Below are 21,037 nucleotides of genomic sequence, written 5' to 3' on the forward strand. Positions count from 1 at the left end.
CCTCGTCGCGCCGTGTCCATGCCGGCCGCCGGTTGTGGGCGGAGGATTACCTGCCCGACAGGGTATTTGTCACCAGCCCGTTTTGCGCTTTCAAGCGCCCGTGAGCCGGCGCTACAGCCAGCCCAGGCTGCGCTCGCGCTCCGACCCGCGGGCGATGACGAACAGCACGAGCCCCGCCGCGGCGACGCCGACCAGCATGGTCGCATAGGCCGCCGCCATGCCGACATCGCCCGACAGTGCCTGCTGGTAGGCCGCGATGGGCAGCGTGCGCGTGCCGCCGGTGTAGAGCACGATGGAGGCGGAAAGCTCGCTGAACACCTCCACCCAGGCGATGGCGGCGCCGGCCAGGATGCCCGGGCGCATCAGCGGCGCCATCACCCGGCGGAAGCCCGTCAGCGGCGGGTCGCCCAGGCTGCGCGCCGCATCCTCGAGCCCCCGGTCGATCTGGTAGACGATGCCGGCGGAGGCGCGCGTCATGTAGGGCAGGCGACGGACGAAATAGACGGTGACGATGATCGTCGCCGTTCCTGTCAGCAGCAGCGGCGGCTCGTTGAAGACGGTGGCGTAGCCGATGCCGAGCACCGTGCCAGGCACGACGTAGGGCACCATGATCAGCAGGTCGAGCGTGCGGGTCAGCGGGCCGGTGCGGCGCGCGATGACATAGCCGATGGCCGAGCCCACCAGGATGATCAGCGCCAGGGCAAGGCCGGCGAAGACCAGGCTGTTCCACAGCGCATCGCCCAGCGCATCGATCGCGCGGGCGAAGTTGTCGAGGGTGAAGACCGGCTGGAACACCACGCCGCGCACTTCCAGGAAGGAGCAGACGGTGACCACGATCTGCGGCGTGCTGGCGATCGCGACCAGAACCGCGGTGCCGAAGCCGAGCAGCGCGCCCGCGCGGCCCTGCAGGCGGATCGGCGGCGCGCCGCCGCCGGTGTCGTCGGCGACCGAACGGCGGGTGGAGAAGATGCGCACCGCCACCACCAGCGCCATCGCGATCACCACCAGCACGGCGCAGGTGGTCGCCGCCATGCCCGGCTCCGCCCCGATCTCGGACAGGTAGAGCGAGAAGGCGAGCGTCGCGAGCACCGGGAAGCGCTCGCCCTCCCCCAGGATCGAGGGCGTGCCGAAATCGGAGATGATGCCGAGGAAGACCAGCAGCGCGGCCGTCAGGACGGAGGGCAGGATCAGCGGCAGCGTCACCGTGCGCACCACGCCGATGCGCCCGCGACCGAGGCTGGCGGCTGCATCCTCCAGCGTGCGGTTCACCCGCGCGAGGCCGCCGCGCACCACCAGGAACACCACGGGATAGAGCGCGAAGGCGCTGGCGAGCGCGATGCCGAAGGCGCCGTAGATCGGCGGCAGCTCGATGCCGATGCCGCGCGCGGCCTCGGTCACCAGGCCGCTGCGGCCGAACAGCATGATCCAGGCATAGGCGCCGACGAAGGGCGGCGAGAGCATGGAGAGCAGGATCGCCACCTCGATCCAGGGCTTGCCGGCGAAGTCGTAGCGCGCGAAGGCGAGCGCCAGCGGCAGGCCGATGGCGAGCGCGATGACGGTGCCCAGCACGCCGACCGTCAGGCTGTTGAACAGGGCGCGGCGGAAATAGCTGGAGCCGAAGAAGGTCTGGTAGTTCTCCAGCCCGAAGCGCCCGCTCTCCTGCCCGATGAAGCTCTGCCGCGCGAGCTCGGCCAGCGGCCAGGCGACGAAGACCAGCATGAAGGCGACCGTCGCCCAGGCAATGGCCGACCAGGGATCGTGGCGGATGCCGCGCAGCAGCCGCGCCGGCCAGCTTGGCGCCTCCGGCGCCGCGATCCCCGTCGCGCTCATGCGATCCGCACGCCGCTTTCCGGCGCGAAGACGCGCAGGCGGTGCGGCTCGAAGGACAGCCGCACGGGCTCGCCCTCGTTGGGCAGGGGCAGGGCGCTCGGCAGGTCGGCTTCCACCGCCGCGTCGCCGGGGCCGATGATCACCCGCATGCGCGTGCGCGGGCCGAGATAGGCGAGGCTGCCGACGCGGCCTTCCAGGCAGCAGCCCGGCGGGTCTTCCGGCGTGGCGAGGCGCAGATCCTCGGTGCGCAACGCGGCCCGCGCCGGGCCTTCCGCGCCCCGCGTCGCGGCGGGCAGCGCGAAGGCCGCGCCGGCGCCAATGCGCGCCGCGGCGCCGGCGCCGTCCTGCAGCAGTGTCGCGTCGAGCCAGTTGCAGCCGCCGACGAACTCCGCGACGAAGGCATGGGCGGGCGATTCGAAGACCTCGCGCGGCGTCGCGAACTGGCGGATATGGCCGCGCTCCATCACCGCGATGCGGTCGGAGATGGCCAGCGCCTCCTCCTGGTCATGGGTGACGTAGATGGTGGTGATGCCGAGTTCCCGCTGCATGCGGCGGATCTCGTCGCGCATCTCGATGCGCAGCTTGGCGTCGAGGTTCGACAACGGCTCGTCCATCAGCAGCAGGTCGGGCTCGATCACCATCGCCCGCGCGAGGCCCACGCGCTGCTTCTGCCCGCCGGAGAGCGCATCCGGGTAGCGTGCGCCCAGGTTGCCGAGGCGCACGCGCTCCAGCGCGGCCGCCACCTTCCGCTCCGCGGCCTCCCGCGGGACGCGGCGGGCGCGCAGGCCGTAGGCGACATTCTCCGCCACGGACAGATGCGGGAAGATCGCATAGCTCTGGAACACCATGCCGAAGTTGCGCGCTTCCGGCGGCGTGCCGTCCAGGCTGCGGCCGGCGAGGCGCAGCGTGCCTTCGTCATGCTGGAGGAAGCCAGCGATCACGCGCAGCAGCGTGGTCTTGCCGCAGCCCGAGGGGCCGAGCAGCGTCAGCAGCTCGCCGCGCTGCGCGGAGAGCTCCACGCGGTCGAGCGCGGTGAAGCTGCCGAACCGCTTGACCAGCCCGGCCGCCGCAAGATGCGGGGCCGGGCCGGGGCGGGTCTCAGCGACGGACAAGGCGCAGGTAGCGGTTCAGGATGTTGCGCTGGTTCGCGTTCGACCACTCGACCGGGATGTTCTTGATCGGCAGGTCGGCGGGCGCCACGGCGCCGGCCGGCGGCGCCACGTCGTTGCGGATGGGGCGGCGGTTGAAGCGCTCCACGATCAGCTTCTGCGCCTCGGCCGAGACGATGTAGTCCAGCAGCGCGCGCCCGCCATCCGGGTTCGGCCCGCCGGCGACCAGCGCCATCGCATCCGCCGCCATGGTGATGCCCTCGCGCGGGTAGACGATGCGCACCGGCGCGCCGCCCTGGATGAAGCGCTGCGCGAAATCCTCGAGCGTGAGGCCGATCGCGTATTCGCCCTGCGCCACGCCACGCGGCACCGCGCCGGAGCTGCCGGTGATGACGAAGTTCTCCAGCATGCGCTCGAACAGGCGCCAGCCTTCCTCCTCGCCGAAATTGTAGAGGATCTGCATCAGCTGCTGCAGCGCGGAGCCGGAGCGGTCGGCGCCGGCGAAGGCGATCTTGCCCTTCCACTTCGGGTCGGCGAGCGCGGCCCAGGTCATCGGGATCTCGGCTTCCGGGACAAGGCGCGTGTTCACCGCGACAACGGTCGGCAGCGTGACGGAGAAGGGGATGTAGTTCGGGCTGACCTTCAGCGCCGGCAGGATCGCCGCATCCTCGCGCGGCGTGTAGCGGGCGAAGACGCCCGGGTTGGCGTCGATCGATTCGCCGCCGACCGAGACGATGGCGTCCGCCAGCGGCCGGGCGCGTTCCGCCACGACGCGGCGCACCAGCTCGCCCGAGCCGGCCGCGACCACCTGGATGTCGGCGCCGCTGCGCGCCTTGAAGCCGGGCGCGAGCGCGGTGACCGAGTCGGAGAAGGCGGTGTAGGCGACCACGTTGCCGCCCTGCGCAAAGGCAGGGCGGGCCAGGCCGAGCGCGGCGCCCGCGCCCATCAGCAACGCAGTCCTGCGACCGATCGTCATCTGTCTCTCCTTCGTCGCCCCGTAGGGGCGCCTGGTTCGTTGTCCCGGTGGGGCGCCCTGGCCCGCTATTGGAAGCTCTATCGTGTTTCGGCCGCCAAGGTAACGCCCTTCCGCGTCCCTATCCGGCATGCCGGGAGACCGTCGCGCGCTCGCCCAGCACGCCGCGCGGGCGCAGCACCAGGATCGCGGCGATCAGCACGCCGATCAGCACGACCTGCAGCGCCGCGCCGCGCGCCTGCTCGGCGGCCGGCAGCGCCTCCCGGATCAGGGTGCCGGCGGCGCTCCAGATCGCCCAGACCAGCACCGCGCCCAGCACCGCCCCCGCATTGCGGCCGGACCCACCGACGATCAGCATCGCCCAGATCTGGAAGGTCAGCACGGGCAGGAAATCCTCCGGCGCGATGTAGCCCACGAAATGCGCATACATCGCGCCCGCCAGCCCCATCAGCATGCAGCCGATGACGAAGCTCTGCAGCCGGAAGGCGCTGGCCCGCTTGCCGAGCGAGGCGGCGGCGAGCTCGTCCTCCCGGATCGCGCGCAGCACGCGGCCCCAGGGGCTGGCGACGAGCCGCTCCAGCGCCCACCAGGCGAGCCCCAGCACCGCCAGCACCAGGCCAAGATACGCCAGGTTCCAGCCGAGCCCGGTGCCGAGCGCATCGGCGAAGGGTTTTGGGATGGACTGGATGCCGAAGGGCCCGCCGGTCAGCGCCTGCGCGTTCAATGCGACGAGCTGGATGACCACGGCGATGCCGAAGGTGGTTATCGCCAGATAATCCTCGCGCAGGCGCAGCGCCGCGAGGCCGACGACCAGCGCGGCAAGGCCCGAGAAGCCCATCGCGCCCAGCCATCCGACCGCGACGGGCAGGCCGAAGCCGCCGAAGCGCTCGGGCTCCGGCGGGCCGGTGAGCAGCGCGGAGGCATAGGCGCCGACCGCGACGAAGCCCGCGACGCCCACGTTGAACAGGCCGCAGAAGCCCCATTGCAGATTGAGGCCCAGCGCCATGACCGCGAAGATGCCGGCGAAAACCAGGAAGAAGGCCAGGTAGTTCAGGACGGGCAGCAGTTCCATCACGCGCGCTCCCCGAACAGGCCCGTCGGGCGCAGCAGCAGAATGCCGATCAGCACGACGAAGGCGGTCGCCGCGCGATACTCGGCGCCGACCAGCGGCACGGAGAGGCTTTCGGCAAGACCGACGATGTAGCCGCCGACGACCGCGCCGCGCACGCTGCCGATGCCGCCCAGGATCGCCGCGGCAAACAGCGGCAGCAGCAGCTCGAAGCCGAGGCCGGGGCGCACCTGCCCGACCACGCCGGCCAGCACGCCCGCGACGGCGGCGAGCGCCGCGCCGATGACCCAGGTGGCCCGGATCACGCCTTCCACATCCACGCCGGCGACGCGCGCCAGCGCCGGGTTCTGCGCCGTGGCGCGCATCGCGCGGCCGAGCGTGGTGCGCGTCAGCAGTCCTTGCAGCGCGAGCATCAGCACCAGCGTCAGTCCGATCACCAGCATCTGGTCCGGCGTGATGCGCAGCCCGCCGAGGACATCGCGCGGCACCAGGCGGATCGCGATCTGGATCTCCCGCGTGTAGTATTCGGGCAACGTGCCGTAGAGGAACTGCACCAGGTTGCGCAGCGCGAGCGCCGCGCCGAAGCTCGCGATCACCAGCGTGATGGCATTGCCGCGCCGGAGGCGGCGGAACAGCAGCCAGTCCACGAGCAAGGCGAGAACCGCCGTCAGCGCGGCGGCCAGGATCATCGCGACGATCAGCTGCCAGCCGAAGCTGAAGGGGCCGAGCGGCTCCATCACGCCCGCGCCCGTCGCTGCCAGCACCACGGCAAGCGCGGAGACGGCGAGATAGGCGCCCCAGGTCATGAACTCGCCCTGGCCGAAATTGGCGAAGCGCAGGATGGAATAGGTCAGCGTGAGCCCCACCGCGCCGAGCGCGATCACGCTGCCAACGACAAGCCCATCGGCGATCAGCTGCAGCATCAGGCGGCGTGCCCCAGATAGAGCGCGGCCATGCGCGGGTCGTCGGCAAGGTCGCGGGCGGCGCCTTCCAGGCGCTCGCGGCCCTCCACCAGCACCACCGCGCGGTCGGCGAGCGCCAGCGCGGCCTTCACGTTCTGCTCGACCAGCAGGATCGTCACCCCTGTGTCGCGCACCGCGCGCAGCCGCTCGAACACCACGCCGACCAGCTTGGGCGAGAGGCCGGCCGAGGGCTCGTCCAGCATCAGCACCGACGGCGAGGCGACCAGCGCGCGCGCCACCGCCAGCATCTGCCGCTGCCCGCCCGAGAGCCGGCCCGCCGGCAGCTTCCGCTGCCGGTCGAGATCGGGGAACAGGCTAAACATCTTCTCGAGGCTGCCGCGGCGCTGCCTTGCGATGAGGGCGGCCGCGAGTTGCAGGTTCTCGAGGACGGAAAGGTTGGCGAAGACATTCTCGGTCTGCGGCACGAAGCCCAGCCCCTCATGCACCATGCGATGCGCGGGCAGGCCGGTGATGTCGCGCCCCGCGAGCCGCACGCGCCCCGACCAGATCGGCACGAGCCCCGCGGCGGCCTTCACCAGCGTGGACTTGCCCGCGCCGTTCGGCCCGAGCAGCGCCACGATCTCGCCCGGCGCCACGCTGACGGACGCGCCGCGCAGGATCGGCAGGCCGGGCTCGTACCCGCCTTCGATCGCGTCCAGTTCCAGTGCGGGCGTCATCCGAGATACGCCTCGACCACGCGCGGATCGCGCTTCACCTCCTCCGGCGAGCCTTCCAGCAGCAGCCTGCCCTGCGCCAGCACCATCACCGGGCGGCACAGCGTCATCACCAGGTCCATGTTGTGCTCGATGACGAGGAAGGTGATGCCACGCGCGTTCAGCGCCGCGATCTTTTCCATGATGATCGCGAGCAGCGGCGGCGCCACGCCGGCGCCGGGCTCGTCCAGCAGGATCAGCTTCGGCTCGGCGACCAGTACGCGCGCCAGTTCCAGCAGCTTGCGCTGCCCGCCCGACAGCACGCTGGCCGGCTGGCCGGCAAGCTTCGCGAGGCCCACGAAGTCCAGCCATTCCAGCGCACGCCCGCGGTTGCGGCGCTCCTCGGCCGCCACCGCGCCGGGGCTGAGCCAGTTCGCCCAGAAGCGCTCGCCGGGCTGGCCCTGCGGCGCGAGCATCACATTCTCCAGCACGGTCATCGCCGGGAAGGGGCGCGGGATCTGGAAGGTTCGGGCCAGGCCGCGGGCGAAGACCTCGTCCGGCCGGAGGCCGTCGATGCGCGCGCCGTCCAGCGTGATGCTGCCACGATCCGGCGCCAGGCTGGCGGCGATCAGGTTGAACAGCGTGGTCTTGCCGGCGCCGTTCGGGCCGATCAGCCCGGTGATGGTGCCGCGCGCGAGGGCGAAGGAGACGCCGTCCACCACGGGCGGCCCCCCGAATCCCTTCGTCACGCCCTCGGCCACCAGCACGCGGCTCATCCCCCGGTCTTGCGCGCGGAAAGGCCGTGCGCAGCGGCGGCCGTCAAGTCCCCCGCTTGCGCCGCCGCCCGGGCCGGACGAGATAGCCGCCAGCGGGGGAGCGGCGATGGACGAGGACGGATTCGACCTCTGGGACCTCAGGGTCGAGGTGGTGGCGCCGCCGGGCGCGAAGCTCTGGTGCGGCGCCGAGCCGGGCGATTATTTCGAGCTGCGCGGGGAGATGCTGCATCTGCCGCCCGGCCAGGGTTTTTCGGTCTATTCGCTCGCGGCGGTGCTGCCCCTGCTGGCGGCGAAGCAGCGCCCGACCCACCCGTTGGACTGGATGACCTCTGACGCCGAGGTCGCCTGCCCCGACCCGAACTGCCCGAGCCGCCTCCGCATCACCCGCACGCAGCTGCGGCGCTTCAAGCGCTCCGACACCACGGCGACGCCCGCGCCATGACCGTCGAACGCTTCGAACTCGCCCCCGGCTACCGCATCTCCCGCCTGATCCGCGGCGGCTGGCAGCTTGCCGGCGGCCATGGCGCGATCGAGCGCGACCGCGCCATCGCGGACATGCGCGCCTTCCTCGATGCCGGCATCACCACCTTCGACTGCGCCGACATCTACACCGGCGTCGAGGAGATGATCGGTGCCTTCCGCACCACGCTGCCGCAGGCCGACCGCGCGCTGCTGCAGGTGCACACGAAGTTCGTGCCCGACCTTTCGGCGCTCGCGACGCTCACACCCGACGACATCGAGCGGATCATCGACCGCTCGCTGCAACGCCTGAACGCCGACACGCTGGACCTGGTGCAGTTCCACTGGTGGGACTACGCGATACCGGGCTGGCTGGAGGCCGCGCAGCACCTGGCGCGGCTGAAGGAACGCGGCAAGATCCGCAACGTCGCCGGCACCAATTTCGACACCGCCCACAGCGCGGCGATGATCGCGGGCGGCGTCCCGCTGGTTTCGATGCAGGTGCAGTATTCGCTGCTGGACCGCCGCGTAGCGGGGCCGATGAGCGAGCTCTGCGCACGCAGTGGTATGCGCTTCCTCTGCTACGGCACCGTCGCCGGCGGTTTTCTGTCCTCGCGCTGGCTCGGGCAGAAGGCGCCGGCCGAGCCGCTGGCGAACCGCAGCCTCGTCAAATACGGGCTCATCATCGAGGAGTTCGGCGGCTGGGACGCCTTCCAGGCGCTGCTGCGGCTGCTGGACGGCATCGCACGCAAGCATGGCGTCTCCATCACCGCCGTCGCCACGCGCTGGGTGCTGGACCAGCCGCATGTCGCGGGCGCGATCGTCGGCGCGCGCTATGCCGAGCACCTGCCGGACAACCTCGCGGTCTTCCGCTTCGCGCTGGACGCCGCGGACCGCGCCGCCATCGGGGCGCTGCTCGCGCAGCATCCCGGCCCGCAGGGCGATTTCTACGCGCTGGAACGCGACCGCACCGGGCCGCATGGGCGCATCATGAAATACGAGCTCAACCGTGACTGACGCGGAACGCTGCGCGGAGGAGATCCGCGACCTGCACCGCGTCTTCGAGAAAACGCTTGGCGCGCCCGGCGCCGAGGACGGTGGTCGCTACGAAGCGGCCTTCGCGCCCGGCTTCGCCATGGTGATGCCGAACGGCCACCGGCTGGACCGCGCCGAGGTGCTGGGCTTCCTGCGCCAGGCGCGCGGCAGCCGCGGCCCGGGCTTCCGCATCGCCATCGAGGATGTGGCGGTGCTGCACGCCGCGCCGCCGCTGATGCTGATGCACTACATCGAGCGGCAATGGCTTCCGGGCGGCATCGAGACCGCCCGCCGCGCCGCCGCCCTGTTCCGGGTGGAACCCGCCGGCCCGCGCTGGCTGTTCGTGCAGGAGACGTGGGTAAGCCCGCCCCCGGCCTGAACCCCCGTTTACAAGCGCCGGGCGCAGGGCGAGATTGCCTGAAATCCATCTGTGGATCGGGAGCGAACTTCATGTCCATCACCCGCCGCGCCACGCTCGGCGCCGGCCTCGGCATCCTGGCGGCGCCTGCCCTCGCGCAGGGCGCCACCCACACCGTCGGCATGGTGGTCTCGCTGACCGGCCCCGCGGGCCGCTTCGGCCAGGCCGCGGCGAAGTCGGTGGAACTCGCCTTCAACACGCTGAACGAGGCGGCCGGCAGCGCCGGCATCGCGGGCGGGCGCCTCGCCTTCGACCTGCGCGACGCGCAGTCCCAGGGCAGCGTCGCGGTGGACCAGGCGCGCCAGCTGGTGGACCTGCGGCGCGTGCCGGCGATCATCGGCGGCATCATCAGCTCCGTCTCGATCCCGATCGTGACGAGCGTGACGGGCCCCGCGGGCGTGGTGCAGATCAGCCCGGCCTCCTCCTCGCCGACGCTGACGCGCATGGCGGTGGAGGGGCAGACGCGCGGCTGGTTCTTCCGCACCATCACCTCCGACGCGCTGCAGGGCACGGCGGCGGCGAAGTACGCGATGGACCAGGGGCTGCGGCGCCTCGCGATCATCCACGTCAACAACGATTTCGGCGTGAACATGGTGAACGAATTCCGCCGCGCCTATGTCGCGCTGGGCGGGCAGATCACCTCCACCACGCCCTACAACCAGGGCCAGGCGAGCTACGCGCCGGAAGTGACGCGTGCGCTGGCCGGCGATCCGCCCGCGCTCTACCTCGTTTCCTATCCGGGCGACGGCACCACCATCGCGCGCACCTGGATCCAGCAGGGCGGCACGCCGACCTTCCTGCTGAACGACGGAATGAACAGCGCGGACTTCATCCGCGATGTCGGCCCGCGCTTCCTGAACAACGCCTTCGGCACCTCCTCCGGCACGGTGACGACGCCCTCCACCGAATTCTTCGGCCGCGCCTATCCGCCGATGTCGGGCGGCTTCGGCGCCGGCGCGCCGGCGGCCGACCGCGCCTTCGATGCGGCGGCGATCCTCGGCCTGGCGGTGGCGAAGGCCGGCCGCTTCGAAGCCGCGCCGATCCGCGACGCCATCCGCGAGGTGACGGGCGCCGAGGGCGAGGTGGTGCATGCCAGCCCCGAGGGATTCCGGCGGGCCCTCGAACTGCTGCGCAGCGGTCAGAAAATCCGCTATGTCGGCGTGATCGGCCCGGTGACCTTCGACCAGAACGGCGACATCACCGGCCCCTTCCGCAAGTGGCGCATCCAGAACGGCGAGATCACCACCGTCGGCCAGATGACGACCGAGGAAGTGCAGGCGGTACAGCGGCAGTTGCCGCCCAGATAGCATGCCCTCAATCGCCGGGCGCCGGCTCCGCCGGCTTGGCTTGCGCGCAGGCGACTGTCGCGCCCGGCGTCACTGTTGGTTTGTGCGCGGCGGCCATTCGGCCGCTCGGCGCGCTCAGCGCGCCGCCAGCACTGAATGGGTGACGTCGTGACCATTCCCTCTCGCCCGCCTCGCACCCTCCTCGCCCCCGGCCTCGACAGCAGCCGCATCGTCACCGGCCTCTGGCAGGTCGCGGACCAGGAACGCGAGGGACGCAGCCTCGATCACGCGGCGGCCGCGGCGACGCTCGCGGAATACGCCGCGGCCGGCTTCGACAGCTTCGACATGGCCGACCACTACGGCGGCGCCGAGGACATCGCCGGCCTGTTCCGCCGGCAGGGCGGACAGGCCGCGCTCTTCACCAAGTGGGTGCCCACCCCCGGCCCGATGACCAGCGAGGTCGTGCGCGAAGGTGTCGGCCGCAGCCTGGAACGGCTTGGCGGCGCGCCGGACCTGATGCAGTTCCACTGGTGGACCTTCAAGCACCCCGCCTGGCTCGATGCACTAAAGCAGATGGCGGCGATGCGCGCGGAAGGCACGCTGAAGCATCTCGGCGTGACGAATTTCGACACCGACCATCTGCGCGTCGCGGTGAAGAACGGCATCCCGATCGCGACCAACCAGCTCTCCTTCTCGCTGCTCGATCGTCGCGCTGCGGGCGAGATGTCCGCCTTCTGCGTGGCGAACGGCGTGAAGATCCTCGCCTACGGCACGCTCGGCGGCGGCTTCCTCTCGGAGCGCTGGGTGGGGCGCGAGGAGCCGGCCGAGTCCGACATCGGCGACTGGTCGAAGATGAAATACCGCCGCTTCATAGGCGCGATGGGCGGCTGGGGCGTGTTCCAGCGTCTGATGCGCGAGTTGCAGGCGATTGCGCGGCGCCACGGCGTCTCCGTCTCCAATGTCGCGACGCGCTGGGTGCTGCAGCATCCGGCCGTGGGCGCGGTGATCGTCGGCGCGCGGCTGACGGAATCGGAGCATCGCGCGGACAACCTCCGCCTCTTCTCCTTCGCGCTGGATGCGGAGGACCAGGCGCGGATCGACAGCGCGCTCGTCGGCAGCACGCCGATCCCCGGCGATTGCGGCGACGAATACCGCAAGCCGCCCTACCTGACCGCGGCGGGCGACCTCAGCCACCACCTGGAAAGCCTGCCGAGGATCTATGGCGCGACGGAGTTCCGCCCCGGCCGCTTCCGGGTCGATTCCGGGAGCGTCTGGGAAGGGCTTTGCGGCTATTCGCGCGCGGTGCGCGTGGGCAAGCGCATCCTGGTCAGCGGCACCACGGCCACGCACACGGATGGTTCCGTCGTCTGCCCCGGCGATCCCGGCGGCCAGGCGGTCTACATCCTCGACAAGATCGCCGCCGCGATCGAGGCGCTGGGCGGCACGCTGGACGACGTCGTGCAGACCCGCATCTGGCTGCGCGACGCGAATGACTGGGAAGCCGTCGGCCGCGTCCACGGCCGCGCCTTCGCCGCGGCGCGGCCGGCGAACACGCTGGTCGAGGTGGGTCGGCTGGTCGGGCCATACCTCGTTGAGATCGAGGCTGAGGCGCTGGTGGATTGACCCGGCGGAAGAGATGGTAGCGGCGAGCGGACTTGAACCGCTGACCCCGGCATTATGAGTGCCGTGCAGGGCTGATCCGCCGGACCTTGCGCATCCTGGCCGAGAGCCCCGAGAGCCCCGGAAATCCCCGGTTTTCCTCGCCTTTTGGCGTTCCGCATCTTTCCGCACATTTCCGCTTGCTTCCGCAGGCTGCGTCCGGTCAATGTCCGGTCAGACCGGACCACGGCATTCGCGTCCGGTCAGGGACAGCAGCGAAGGACGGGACGATGCAGGTGCTTCGGGAAGGGCCGGTGAAGATCACGAAGCCGACGATCGAGGCGGCTTGGAAGCGGCGGGCGAAGGGGCTGCGCATCGTCATTGCCGACCTCGAGCGCCGCGGCCTGGCGCTGGTGGTGAACCCCACCGGCATGACCTGGCGGTATGACTACAAGCCGCGCGGCGTGGACCCGACCACCGGCAAGCGGTTCCCGAGCCAGTCCGTGACGATTGGCAATGAGAAGACGCACTCGCCGGAAGAGGCGCGCGACGCCGCGAACCGGCTCAGGGGGCAGGCTCAGACCGGGGAGGACCCCGCCAAGGCGCGAAAGGCCGCGATCACCGCCGCAGCAGAGAAGCGCAGCCGGACGATTGACCGGCTGGTGGAGGACTACGCCAAGGCACTCCCGAAGCGCCCGAAGCTGCGCGGCAGCGGCAAGGCCTCAGCGGACTACGTGGCGCGGGAGATTGGCCGCGTGAGGGCCGCGGTCGCCGACATGAAGGCCTCCGGCCGCCCGGTGGCAGACATCACCGACCGCGACATCCGCACGCTCCTGCGCGCGACCGCGGAGCAGCCTGGCGCGGCCCGACACCGCTTCGGCGCGCTGTCCCGGTTCTTCGACTGGTGCCGGGATGAACGGCTGATCCCGACGAACCCATGCCTTGCGATCGGCAAGGAGAAGCGCCCGAAGCCCATTCCCGCGCGCCAGCACTTCCTGAGGCCTGCCGAGCTCGCCGCACTGTGGAACGCGATCGGCGAGGCCGAGGGGCTCGAGGACGTGCACCGCGACTTCGCGCGGTTCCTCATTGCGGTTCCCTGCCGGCGGAATGAGGCCGCAACGCTCGATTGGGCGCATGTGGACCTGGCCGGCGCAGAGTGGACGCAGCCCGGCGCCCTCACGAAGAACGGCGACCCGCACCGGCTGCACTTGCATCCGCTCGCGCTCGAAATCCTGTGCAGGCGCCACGCCGATGCCGACGAGCCCGCGGCCGGCCTGGTCTTCCCCTCGCCCTCCGCCCGGCGCGCTTTGACCACCTTCAGCGACTTGAAGCTCGCGATCGAGAAGAAGGCGGGGCGCGACGACTGGCGCTTCCACGACTTCCGGCGATCCTTCGCGACCGCACTCGGCGAGGCCGGCTTCGCTGAGCCGGTGGTTGATGCCGTGCTGAACCATCGGCAGGCCGCGACGCGGGGCGGCGTGCTCGGGGTCTATCAGCGCGCGACCCGGTGGCCTGAGCAGGTGCGGGCGATGCAGGCATGGGGCGACATGCTGGCCGCGGCACTGGAAGGCCGCGAGGCCGGCGCGCAGGTGGTGCGCCTGGCGGTCGCCTAGCCGCGCGGGACATGTCCGCGGATGTCCCGTCCCGCCATGTCCCGACCCGCGCGCAAACCGGCCTTTGAGGCCGACAACGGGCTTATCGGGATATCCCGGGACATGTCCGTTTCGGGATGTCCCGAGCCCGAAAGCGGCCCCGGATGTCCCGACCCCCTACCCCATGTCCCGCATATCCCGGACATCCCGAACGCGCTGAAAGCCAGCTATCTCTAGGGCTTCCGGGCGGGACATGCTCTGACCCCCCATGTCCCGGACATCCCGAAACACCCCCTCACGGGATACACGGGACATCGCGGACATCCGGGATGCCACGGACATCCGGGACACCACGGACATACCGGACACACTCTCCCTCTCTCTCTCTCTCTCTCGAGGATGAGGAAGGAAGGGAAAGGAAAGGGCCGGCCACCGATGGGGCTGGTTGCGAAAGCGCACCCCGCGCCACGCGCGCCCATTTTTCGCGCTCCCTCTCTCCGCGCGTTTCCGCTATTCTCCGCAATCGAAGCCGTCCTGGTTGTGATCGGGACGGAGCGCCGGTGGGGTTTCTGGCGCGGACGGCTGGATGGTTCCGGCTGCGACGCTCCCCACCGTGCCGGGCGGCTCCCGGTGATGGGCGATCGAGTGCGCTCATAGCGGCGGAGAGAGCCGGATGTCTGACAACATGAATGCGGGCTGGCGCGTGGCGGCGACTGAGCTGCGGGCGGAGGGCGAGGCCTTCGCGCGGCATGTCGCCTTGCATGCGAGCGAGGCGGAGACGCCGGCGCGGCCGGATGAGGGGCAGCGTACGGCGCTGGTGCATCGGCTGCGGCGGAAGGTGGCAGAGGGGCGCGCGATGACGCTGGCGGACCTTCGGCTGAAGGCGCGAGCGATCCTCGCGGACATGCCGGCGCCGGACGTGCTTGCTCCCGAGGCGGAGGCGGCTTGGAGCCTGGCGCGCGACCTCGCGGCGCTGCCGGACGCCTGACAGATCGGCGGGGCTAGGCTGGCCCCCGAACGCCCGGACCCTCCGCGCCGGGCTGCCCCGCCGACCCTGCCCGCGGAGCGCGCGGAGGCGCGAGGTATGGACGAAGGCGAAACTGGACCGTTCTCCGGCCCGCTTCTGGTGCTTGCTGCCACGCTGGTGCTGCAGGGCGCTGCGCGCCGGCAGCGGCTGCATCCTGCGGCAGCCAGCGAAGCATGCGATGCAATGAACCGTGCGTTTCGGGCATCGCTACACGCCGCCGAGCGCAGCACCGCGAGAGCAGCGCAGGCGGATGAGGTGAAGAACGCGCGCGACGGGGCGCGGAACGCAGGCGAGCTGCCGATTGCTGCAGAGATTGCAGCTGCTCACCGGGAGCACCGCGCGGCCCAGCTCAGCAGGCTGCCCAACGCCCGCGTCTGGCGGGCAGTGCGTGCCGAGTTCTCGCGGGAGCAGCATCCGAAGCCCGGCCGGCCGCCGAAGCTCGCTGCCATTACCTTCGAGGAAGGAGCCCGCTCAGCCTGGACCCTGCTCACTGGGCGGGCACCGCGCGCGCGCCGCGACGCAGGCGAGGACGAGCCGCCTGCGGAGCGCTTCACCCGCATCCTCGCAACTATGGCCGTTGAGGGTGAGATCGCGGTGCGCGGCCAGTCCATGAACCCCGACCGTGCAATGCGGCACTGGCGGGACGAGATCGCGGCACTGTCGCAAGCACCCTTCGCGATCACCCGCCTTGAACGGCGCCGGCACAAATAGCGCATTCCAGCCCCGCCAAGCCTTTCGCTCCGGTCTTTAGGGTCCCGCCCAACACGCCGAAGGGCGTGTATGGAGACGGGGCCGCAGCATGCCGCGAAAGCGCGCGACGACGACGACGAAGCCCGCGCCGGTGATCGTCGCCGATCCGGCCGCGATCTGGCCGGCGGGTGAGCCCGACCCGGCGCTTCTGCCGCGCCGAGTGGACCGGAAGGCCGCCGCTGCCATCCTCGAACGCTACTACGGCAAGGTTTCCGCCCGGACCCTCGAGCGGTGGCCGCTGGCATGGCGCCACTTCGGCGGCCGCGCCGTGTGCGAGACGCGCGAGCTCCTGACCGTTGCCGAAGCGCGCTTCAACGCCGCGCCAGCGATCCGCGGGGGGCGGCGCCTCGACCCTTCGCAGGTGGCGGCGTGACATGGAGCCCGCCGAGTTCCGCCGCCGCCTGTCTGCTGCGCTCACCAATGCCGGCCGGAGTGGTGCGGAGCGCCGCGCGCATGGCGCGATGCCTCAGCGGCTCGCCGATGTCGGCAGGGTGCGCCACGACCGTTGCCAGTGGCCGATGTGGCCGACTGCATCCGGCGACCATCGCCGGCTGGTGTGCGGCGCCGTGACGGACGACGCCAGCCCCTACTGCGCGGCGCATCGGCGGCTGGCCGAGGCCCCGCCCGCGGCCGATCCTGCCCTTCGCGAGCTGCGGGAGGCCTCGCAGACATTCAGGGCGCGGTGGGCCGATTGGGTCGCGCAGCGGCAGCCGCCGCCGCCAGCGATCACGGCGGAGATTGCAGCTACCGCCCTCGAGCTGGCGAAGCTCGCCGGCCTGGCCGTGAACGCGACGGAGGCCGGGCCGTGATGCCCGATGCCTCCCTCCGCCTGCAGCGCGGCGCCGAACACCTCGCCGAGCTCGGGCCGCGCGCCATTGCGGAGTTCCTCGCCGAAATCGGCGCGGCGCATGGCATCGGCGACGACATCGCGGCGCGCCTCGACATCTGGCGGCGCCTCCGCCCGGCCATGCTCCGGGCTGTCCTGCAGCGGTTCGCCGGCGGGCGATCGTTCCCGGCTCGCCTTGCGGTGGCGCCACGATGAGCGCGCCCGCCTCCGCTTCGGCACACATCGCCGAGCTCGCCGCGAAGCTGGAACAGGCTGGCGCCGGATGGCATGCGCCCCTGCTGCGCGCGGCGATGGCGGACGCGCTGGCCGTGTGCTTCGTCATGCCGGGCGGTCGCGTGCCGCTCTGGGTGCTCGATCCGGTGAAGCACCCGAAGCCCTTGGTGCTGATCCTCTCCGGCGACGATGTGGAGGCTGCGCAGGCGGCCGAGTTCCCGCAGGCGAAGCGCCTGGTGCAGTGGGCAGCGCGGATCATGGTGCACGGCGCAGCCGGCGCGCCAGAGCACTACGCGCTTGCGGCACATGCCGCGATGTCGGCTCGGCGGCTGCTGATCATCGAGACGAGTTCCGCGCTGCTGCCGGAGTGGGTGGCCTTCTGCAAGCGCCATGCGGCGCGGACGCCGACGCTGGCCGTGGCGGTGCCCGGCGGCGGTCAGCACCCGTGCGAGACGCGGCCGGCCGAGGTGGTGCTGCAATGAGGACGCTCCCGACCGCCGCGGCGATCGCCGACATGCTGGCCGAGCGCATGCCCGAGCTGGCGCGCGAGCTTCATGGCGAGCCGACGCACCGCGGCCGGGAGACGTGGCGCTTCCGTGCCCGGGGCTCTCTGTCCGTCGAGATCGCGGGGCCGAAGCGCGGAAGCTGGTACGACCACGAAGCCGGCGAGGGTGGCGATGCGCTGGCGCTGGTCGCGCACGCGCACGGGACCACCATGTCGGGCGCGTTCCGCTGGGCGCTGGGCTGGCTCGGCCTGGGCGACAGCACGATGCACCCGCCGGAGCGCCGCGCCGCTGTAGCGCCACCGGAGCCGCCGCGCGGGGGTGGTGGCGATGCGAAGGCATGGAGCCGCGACCTGGCTGCCCGCATCTGGCGCGAAGCCGTGGCGCCGGCCGGGACGCTGGTGGAGACATACCTCGCAGCGCGCGGCCTGGAGATCGAGCACGACGCGCCGATCCGCTTCCATCCGCGCGCCTGGCGCAATCGACAGTACGGCCCGGATGGTCCCGCGATGGTCGCGCTGATGACCGACCCCGCGACCAACGCGCCCTGCGGAACGCATGTCACCTACCTGCAGCCGGACGGCAGCGGGAAGGCCGAGGGCAAGCGGGCGAAGATCATGCTCGGCGACACCGGCTGCATCCGGCTCGTGCCGGACGCGGATGTGACGATGGGCCTCGGCCTCGCCGAAGGCATCGAGACGGCGCTTGCCGTGATGCAGCATTTCCAATGGCGGCCGGTATGGGCCGCGACCTCCGCCGGCGCGATCGCCCGCTTCCCGGTGCTGCCGGGCCTCGCCCTGACGGTCTTCAGCGACATGGACGAGGCTGGCTCGGAAGCTGCGCAGGCCTGCGCCTCGAGGTGGGCAGAGGCGGGCCGAGAGGTGCACATCTACGCCGCTCCGGCCGGTGACTTCGCCGACCTCGCCGCGGAGCATGCAGCGTGAGCCCGGAGGCGCTGCTTGCCGCGCGGGGCGCTGTGGCGCTGCCTCCGGTCGCCCGCGTGAACGGCGCGCATCCGCCGACCCGCGCGGCTGCCGCGCCGAAACCGACGCCGCCTCCTGCCGGGGCTGCGCCGCGCATCTGGACCGCGGGCGACCTCTTGGCGCAGAGCTTCCCGGCCATCCGCTATGTCGTGCGGGAGTTGCTTCCGCAGGGATATGCGATCCTCGCCGGCGCGCCGAAGCTCGGGAAGTCCTGGCTCGCCTATCAGATCGCGGCCGCAGTGGCGGAGGGACGCGACCTCTTCGCGCAGGCGACGGATAGGGGCGAGGTTCTGCTTCTGGCTCTCGAAGACGGGGAGCGTCGCGTTCAAGATCGGCTCCTGAAGGTGCTCGACAACCGCGCCGCGCCGGCCGGGCTCTCGATCGCGACAGCCTGGCCGCGCATCGGCGACGGCGGGCTTGAGCAGATGCAGGCATGGGCCAGCCGCACGCCGAGTGCCCGGCTGGTGATCGTGGACACCTTCGCGAAGCTGAAGCCGCCGAGCTCGCGCAACGTCAACGCATATGATGCGGACTACGCGCTGCACGGGCAGCTTCACGCCTTCGCCACGGCAAGCAAGCTCGCGGTGCTCGCGATCACGCATTACCGGAAGGGCGCAGCCGGCGGAGACTTCGTGGAGGCCGTGACCGGCAGCGCAGGCATCACCGGCGCGGCTGACACGATTTTGGCAATGGAGCGCGCGCGCGGATCTGAAGACGCGGTGCTGCACGTGACCGGCCGCGACATCCGCGAAAGCAAGCTCGCGATCCGCCTCGAGAATGGCATCTGGCGCTGCCTCGGCGATGCGGCTTCGGTGCTCGAGGGAGAGACGCGGCAGAAACTATCCCGGATCGTCGCCGAGGCCTCCGAGCCGCTCACGGCGGGCGAGATTGCCGAGCTCGCCGAGCTGAAGGCGGACACCGCGCGCCGCACCTTGAACCGCATGGTTCGAGATCAGCGGATTGTCCGCAGCGGCAACCGCTACGCGGCTCGCATCGGATGAAGGAGGTTGGGCAGGTGGTAGGCGTGTGCTGGCGGCCGGATGTGGATTGGGAGACTGCACGCCGCGAATACGAGTGCGGCCTTTCGCTGACTGCGATCGGGCGCCGCCACAAGATCAGCCGCGAGGCCGTGCGCAAGCGTGTTCGCAAGGAGGGATGGGAGCGCACGCCCGACGCCGACGCCCTCGCGCTGACCGACACGGCGCGCCGGCTCTCGCAGCCGGCGACGGGCACGGACCACCGCATGGTCAACGGCGGTGGCGGCTCGAAGCGGTCAATGACCAACGCTCAGCGCCTCCTGGACATGCTGGCATGTGGCGCGACGGTGACGCTCGCGGCGAAGCGCCTTGGCATGGCGCCGCTAAGCGTGCGGCGGTGGCTCGAGCAGGATGAGCAGCTCGCGGCGATGGTGGAGCAGGCGCAGGCGGAGTTTGCATCCGGCCTGGTGGACAACATCCGCGATGCCGGCAAGCGCGACTGGCGCGCATCCTTCGCGCTGCTCGAGAAGATGCCTGTCAGCCGAGACGAGTTCGGCGAGCAGCCGAATATCGGCGGACCAGGGGAAATCAGCATCGCGGTGGTCCTGCCTGGCGAGCTGCAGGCCATGCTCTCGACGCCTTGGCAGAAGCCCGAGCACCCGCCGGCGATCGAACACGATCCCGCCGGCGATGCGCCGGCATTCGCGAAGCACGAAGGAGACGATCGGACATGACCACCACCTCCGCCGCGCGCCGGCCGCAAGCCTCGACCGCGCGTGACTGGCGGCGCGAGCATGACGCGCTGCACGCCGAGCTTGTCGCCGATGGCGTGGAGCCGAGGTGGGCGCCGTTCGCTGCCTACCTGGGGACCGCGCAGGAGGCGGCGCGCGCGACGGGCGGCAGCCTCTACGATGGCTTCGCCACCCTGACCGCGGCCGGGCTCGCCTGGCCGGCGCGCAGTTCGGTCCCGACCCGGTTCTGGAGCCGGCTGCGGCCCGCGGACGACTTCGCGCCCGGCGACGGCAACCGCGCCGCCGAGAGGTTCCGCCGGGCCGAGCGCGAGGCCGAGCGGCAGGCCCCGCCGCCGCCGCCGAAGTGGCGCCCGCGGAACGTCGCCGAGTTCGTCACCTCCGCCCCCCGCGCGGCCGTCGAACACCTCGCCACGATCTGGCGGGAGCATCACGGGACAGACGTTGTGACGCCCGATGCGATTGCGCATGAGGTGGCCGCCTTCGTCGCCGGCGCCGGCGCTGCGGAGGCGACGCGGCAGGAGGTTGCGGGCGCCATCGCGTGGCACCTCGCCGGCTGGCCGGATGGCGAAGGGCGCTTCTTCACGGTGACGGAGGAAACGCCGGAGCGCGCGCCGCTGCGGCTCGGCTTCGTCTTCGCGCCGATCCCGGAGCGCGCGCCGCCGACCGATCCGGCGCTGATCCCCTGGCGCGACCGGATGGCGCAGCGCGAGGCCGAGCTTCTGGACGATCCCGCCTTCCGCCCAGGCGGCGTGCGGGATGACCGGGTGATGGCTGCGCAGGGCGAGGCCTGGCGCGAGGCTGTCGCGGCCTTCGCGGCTTCGATCGGCGCCGGCGAGCGCGAGGCCCTCCGCCGGTTCGCAGTCGGCGGGCTGCACCGATGAGCGGAAAGACCTGGCCGGCGCCGCAGACGCAGGCCGAGCGCGACGGCGACCGCATCGCGGACCTGATGAAGCACCCGCGCTACTGGCAGGACGCTGGCTTACAGGCCGAGGTATCGGCGCTGTTCCAGAAGTACTACTCGACGCCGGCCTCGCCGCAGCCTGAGCCCGCCGCCCCGCCTGGCGTCACGGAAGCGGGCCTCCGGGCCATGCAGCGCGATCCCCGCTACGCGCGACCGGACAGGCGCGATCCCGCCTTCGTGCAGCAAGTGGATGCCGGATGGCGCGCGCTGCACCCCGGCGACCTTCCCACCTCACACACCGGCCGAGCCGAATAGGAGAACCG

24 protein-coding genes are annotated in these 21,037 nt (G+C 71.5%); 17 read left to right on the forward strand and 7 right to left on the reverse strand.

Annotated features, from left to right (window positions below; all coding sequences use genetic code 11):
- Nucleotides 1–111: 111 nt before the first annotated feature.
- The 7 genes from DFH01_RS00120 to DFH01_RS00150 form a co-directional block, all read right to left on the reverse strand.
- A complete protein-coding gene (locus tag DFH01_RS00120; RefSeq protein ID WP_109868385.1) occupies nucleotides 112–1,830 on the reverse strand; it encodes an ABC transporter permease in 1,719 nt (572 codons plus the stop codon).
- On the reverse strand, nucleotides 1,827–2,942 hold the full coding sequence (locus DFH01_RS00125; RefSeq protein ID WP_109868386.1) for an ABC transporter ATP-binding protein: 1,116 nt from the start codon (nucleotides 2,940–2,942) through the stop codon (nucleotides 1,827–1,829). The genes DFH01_RS00120 and DFH01_RS00125 overlap by 4 nt, the downstream gene beginning before the upstream one ends.
- Nucleotides 2,929–3,915 carry an extracellular solute-binding protein gene (locus DFH01_RS00130; protein WP_158287542.1) on the reverse strand — a complete coding sequence of 329 codons (987 nt, stop codon included), beginning with the start codon at nucleotides 3,913–3,915 and terminating at the stop codon, nucleotides 2,929–2,931. Before DFH01_RS00130 ends, DFH01_RS00125 begins: the two co-directional genes overlap by 14 nt.
- 118 nt (nucleotides 3,916–4,033) lie before the next feature.
- Nucleotides 4,034–4,984, reverse strand: a complete 951-nt coding sequence (locus DFH01_RS00135; RefSeq protein ID WP_109868388.1) for a branched-chain amino acid ABC transporter permease — start codon at nucleotides 4,982–4,984, stop codon at nucleotides 4,034–4,036.
- Nucleotides 4,984–5,904 carry a branched-chain amino acid ABC transporter permease gene (locus DFH01_RS00140; RefSeq protein WP_199231089.1) on the reverse strand — a complete coding sequence of 307 codons (921 nt, stop codon included), beginning with the start codon at nucleotides 5,902–5,904 and terminating at the stop codon, nucleotides 4,984–4,986. The genes DFH01_RS00135 and DFH01_RS00140 overlap by 1 nt, the downstream gene beginning before the upstream one ends.
- Complete coding sequence (locus tag DFH01_RS00145) at nucleotides 5,904–6,620, reverse strand: ABC transporter ATP-binding protein (RefSeq protein WP_109868390.1); 717 nt, start codon at nucleotides 6,618–6,620, stop codon at nucleotides 5,904–5,906. Before DFH01_RS00145 ends, DFH01_RS00140 begins: the two co-directional genes overlap by 1 nt.
- Nucleotides 6,617–7,372, reverse strand: coding sequence for an ABC transporter ATP-binding protein (locus DFH01_RS00150; protein WP_109868391.1), 756 nt, complete (start codon nucleotides 7,370–7,372; stop codon nucleotides 6,617–6,619). The genes DFH01_RS00145 and DFH01_RS00150 overlap by 4 nt, the downstream gene beginning before the upstream one ends.
- Before the next feature lie 106 nt (nucleotides 7,373–7,478).
- Here DFH01_RS00150 and DFH01_RS00155 point away from each other — a divergent pair, with 106 nt between their 5' ends.
- From DFH01_RS00155 to DFH01_RS00235, 17 genes are all read left to right on the forward strand, one after another.
- Nucleotides 7,479–7,814, forward strand: a complete 336-nt coding sequence (locus tag DFH01_RS00155) for a TIGR04076 family protein (protein ID WP_109868392.1) — start codon at nucleotides 7,479–7,481, stop codon at nucleotides 7,812–7,814.
- Nucleotides 7,811–8,848 (forward strand): aldo/keto reductase, encoded by a 1,038-nt coding sequence (locus DFH01_RS00160; RefSeq protein ID WP_109868393.1) that lies wholly within the window; start codon nucleotides 7,811–7,813, stop codon nucleotides 8,846–8,848. Before DFH01_RS00155 ends, DFH01_RS00160 begins: the two co-directional genes overlap by 4 nt.
- Complete coding sequence (locus tag DFH01_RS00165; protein ID WP_109868394.1) at nucleotides 8,841–9,245, forward strand: DUF4440 domain-containing protein; 405 nt, start codon at nucleotides 8,841–8,843, stop codon at nucleotides 9,243–9,245. Before DFH01_RS00160 ends, DFH01_RS00165 begins: the two co-directional genes overlap by 8 nt.
- Nucleotides 9,246–9,316: 71 nt before the next feature.
- Nucleotides 9,317–10,591, forward strand: a complete 1,275-nt coding sequence (locus DFH01_RS00170; protein ID WP_109868395.1) for an ABC transporter substrate-binding protein — start codon at nucleotides 9,317–9,319, stop codon at nucleotides 10,589–10,591.
- A 135-nt stretch (nucleotides 10,592–10,726) separates the two neighbouring features.
- Nucleotides 10,727–12,193 (forward strand): aldo/keto reductase, encoded by a 1,467-nt coding sequence (locus DFH01_RS00175; protein ID WP_109868396.1) that lies wholly within the window; start codon nucleotides 10,727–10,729, stop codon nucleotides 12,191–12,193.
- Between the two features lie 86 nt (nucleotides 12,194–12,279).
- The gene (locus tag DFH01_RS00185; protein ID WP_146216953.1) at nucleotides 12,280–13,782 is read left to right on the forward strand and encodes a tyrosine-type recombinase/integrase; all 1,503 of its coding nucleotides are present in this window, start codon (nucleotides 12,280–12,282) and stop codon (nucleotides 13,780–13,782) included.
- 652 nt (nucleotides 13,783–14,434) lie between these two features.
- Entirely contained in the window at nucleotides 14,435–14,749 is a 315-nt protein-coding gene (locus DFH01_RS27975; protein WP_158287543.1) for a hypothetical protein, read from the forward strand.
- A 96-nt stretch (nucleotides 14,750–14,845) separates the two neighbouring features.
- On the forward strand, nucleotides 14,846–15,499 hold the full coding sequence (locus tag DFH01_RS00200) for a hypothetical protein (RefSeq protein ID WP_146216954.1): 654 nt from the start codon (nucleotides 14,846–14,848) through the stop codon (nucleotides 15,497–15,499).
- 130 nt (nucleotides 15,500–15,629) lie between these two features.
- Nucleotides 15,630–15,911 (forward strand): hypothetical protein, encoded by a 282-nt coding sequence (locus DFH01_RS00205; protein ID WP_146216955.1) that lies wholly within the window; start codon nucleotides 15,630–15,632, stop codon nucleotides 15,909–15,911.
- Between the two features lies 1 nt (nucleotide 15,912).
- Nucleotides 15,913–16,347, forward strand: a complete 435-nt coding sequence (locus tag DFH01_RS00210) for a hypothetical protein (RefSeq protein WP_233255901.1) — start codon at nucleotides 15,913–15,915, stop codon at nucleotides 16,345–16,347.
- A complete protein-coding gene (locus DFH01_RS27980) occupies nucleotides 16,347–16,580 on the forward strand; it encodes a hypothetical protein (RefSeq protein ID WP_158287544.1) in 234 nt (77 codons plus the stop codon). The genes DFH01_RS00210 and DFH01_RS27980 overlap by 1 nt, the downstream gene beginning before the upstream one ends.
- A complete protein-coding gene (locus DFH01_RS27985; RefSeq protein WP_158287545.1) occupies nucleotides 16,577–17,080 on the forward strand; it encodes a hypothetical protein in 504 nt (167 codons plus the stop codon). The genes DFH01_RS27980 and DFH01_RS27985 overlap by 4 nt, the downstream gene beginning before the upstream one ends.
- A complete protein-coding gene (locus tag DFH01_RS27990; RefSeq protein ID WP_158287546.1) occupies nucleotides 17,077–18,045 on the forward strand; it encodes a DUF7146 domain-containing protein in 969 nt (322 codons plus the stop codon). The genes DFH01_RS27985 and DFH01_RS27990 overlap by 4 nt, the downstream gene beginning before the upstream one ends.
- The gene (locus DFH01_RS00220) at nucleotides 18,042–19,085 is read left to right on the forward strand and encodes an AAA family ATPase (RefSeq protein WP_109868404.1); all 1,044 of its coding nucleotides are present in this window, start codon (nucleotides 18,042–18,044) and stop codon (nucleotides 19,083–19,085) included. Before DFH01_RS27990 ends, DFH01_RS00220 begins: the two co-directional genes overlap by 4 nt.
- Entirely contained in the window at nucleotides 19,082–19,795 is a 714-nt protein-coding gene (locus tag DFH01_RS00225; protein WP_146216956.1) for a hypothetical protein, read from the forward strand. The genes DFH01_RS00220 and DFH01_RS00225 overlap by 4 nt, the downstream gene beginning before the upstream one ends.
- Nucleotides 19,792–20,694 (forward strand): hypothetical protein, encoded by a 903-nt coding sequence (locus tag DFH01_RS00230; RefSeq protein WP_109868406.1) that lies wholly within the window; start codon nucleotides 19,792–19,794, stop codon nucleotides 20,692–20,694. The genes DFH01_RS00225 and DFH01_RS00230 overlap by 4 nt, the downstream gene beginning before the upstream one ends.
- On the forward strand, nucleotides 20,691–21,029 hold the full coding sequence (locus tag DFH01_RS00235) for a hypothetical protein (protein WP_109868407.1): 339 nt from the start codon (nucleotides 20,691–20,693) through the stop codon (nucleotides 21,027–21,029). Before DFH01_RS00230 ends, DFH01_RS00235 begins: the two co-directional genes overlap by 4 nt.
- Nucleotides 21,030–21,037: the final 8 nt, after the last annotated feature.

This window comes from Falsiroseomonas bella (assembly GCF_003173615.1).
GTDB classification, from domain to species: Bacteria; Pseudomonadota; Alphaproteobacteria; order Acetobacterales; family Acetobacteraceae; genus Falsiroseomonas; species Falsiroseomonas bella.

Excerpts from the sequence above, each read along its gene's own strand:
- DFH01_RS00230 (WP_109868406.1), top strand. The coding sequence starts at position 19,792 with ATGACCACCACCTCCGCCGCGCGCCGGCCGCAAGCCTCGACCGCGCGT.
- DFH01_RS27990 (WP_158287546.1), top strand. The coding sequence starts at position 17,077 with ATGAGGACGCTCCCGACCGCCGCGGCGATCGCCGACATGCTGGCCGAG.
- DFH01_RS00120 (WP_109868385.1), bottom strand. The coding sequence starts at position 1,830 with ATGAGCGCGACGGGGATCGCGGCGCCGGAGGCGCCAAGCTGGCCGGCG.
- DFH01_RS00175 (WP_109868396.1), top strand. The coding sequence starts at position 10,727 with ATGGGTGACGTCGTGACCATTCCCTCTCGCCCGCCTCGCACCCTCCTC.
- DFH01_RS27985 (WP_158287545.1), top strand. The coding sequence starts at position 16,577 with ATGAGCGCGCCCGCCTCCGCTTCGGCACACATCGCCGAGCTCGCCGCG.
- DFH01_RS27975 (WP_158287543.1), top strand. The coding sequence starts at position 14,435 with ATGTCTGACAACATGAATGCGGGCTGGCGCGTGGCGGCGACTGAGCTG.
- DFH01_RS00140 (WP_199231089.1), bottom strand. The coding sequence starts at position 5,904 with ATGCTGCAGCTGATCGCCGATGGGCTTGTCGTTGGCAGCGTGATCGCG.
- DFH01_RS00225 (WP_146216956.1), top strand. The coding sequence starts at position 19,082 with ATGAAGGAGGTTGGGCAGGTGGTAGGCGTGTGCTGGCGGCCGGATGTG.
- DFH01_RS00155 (WP_109868392.1), top strand. The coding sequence starts at position 7,479 with ATGGACGAGGACGGATTCGACCTCTGGGACCTCAGGGTCGAGGTGGTG.
- DFH01_RS27980 (WP_158287544.1), top strand. The coding sequence starts at position 16,347 with ATGCCCGATGCCTCCCTCCGCCTGCAGCGCGGCGCCGAACACCTCGCC.
- DFH01_RS00145 (WP_109868390.1), bottom strand. The coding sequence starts at position 6,620 with ATGACGCCCGCACTGGAACTGGACGCGATCGAAGGCGGGTACGAGCCC.
- DFH01_RS00170 (WP_109868395.1), top strand. The coding sequence starts at position 9,317 with ATGTCCATCACCCGCCGCGCCACGCTCGGCGCCGGCCTCGGCATCCTG.
- DFH01_RS00135 (WP_109868388.1), bottom strand. The coding sequence starts at position 4,984 with ATGGAACTGCTGCCCGTCCTGAACTACCTGGCCTTCTTCCTGGTTTTC.
- DFH01_RS00235 (WP_109868407.1), top strand. The coding sequence starts at position 20,691 with ATGAGCGGAAAGACCTGGCCGGCGCCGCAGACGCAGGCCGAGCGCGAC.
- DFH01_RS00160 (WP_109868393.1), top strand. The coding sequence starts at position 7,811 with ATGACCGTCGAACGCTTCGAACTCGCCCCCGGCTACCGCATCTCCCGC.
- DFH01_RS00200 (WP_146216954.1), top strand. The coding sequence starts at position 14,846 with ATGGACGAAGGCGAAACTGGACCGTTCTCCGGCCCGCTTCTGGTGCTT.
- DFH01_RS00210 (WP_233255901.1), top strand. The coding sequence starts at position 15,913 with ATGGAGCCCGCCGAGTTCCGCCGCCGCCTGTCTGCTGCGCTCACCAAT.
- DFH01_RS00130 (WP_158287542.1), bottom strand. The coding sequence starts at position 3,915 with ATGACGATCGGTCGCAGGACTGCGTTGCTGATGGGCGCGGGCGCCGCG.
- DFH01_RS00150 (WP_109868391.1), bottom strand. The coding sequence starts at position 7,372 with ATGAGCCGCGTGCTGGTGGCCGAGGGCGTGACGAAGGGATTCGGGGGG.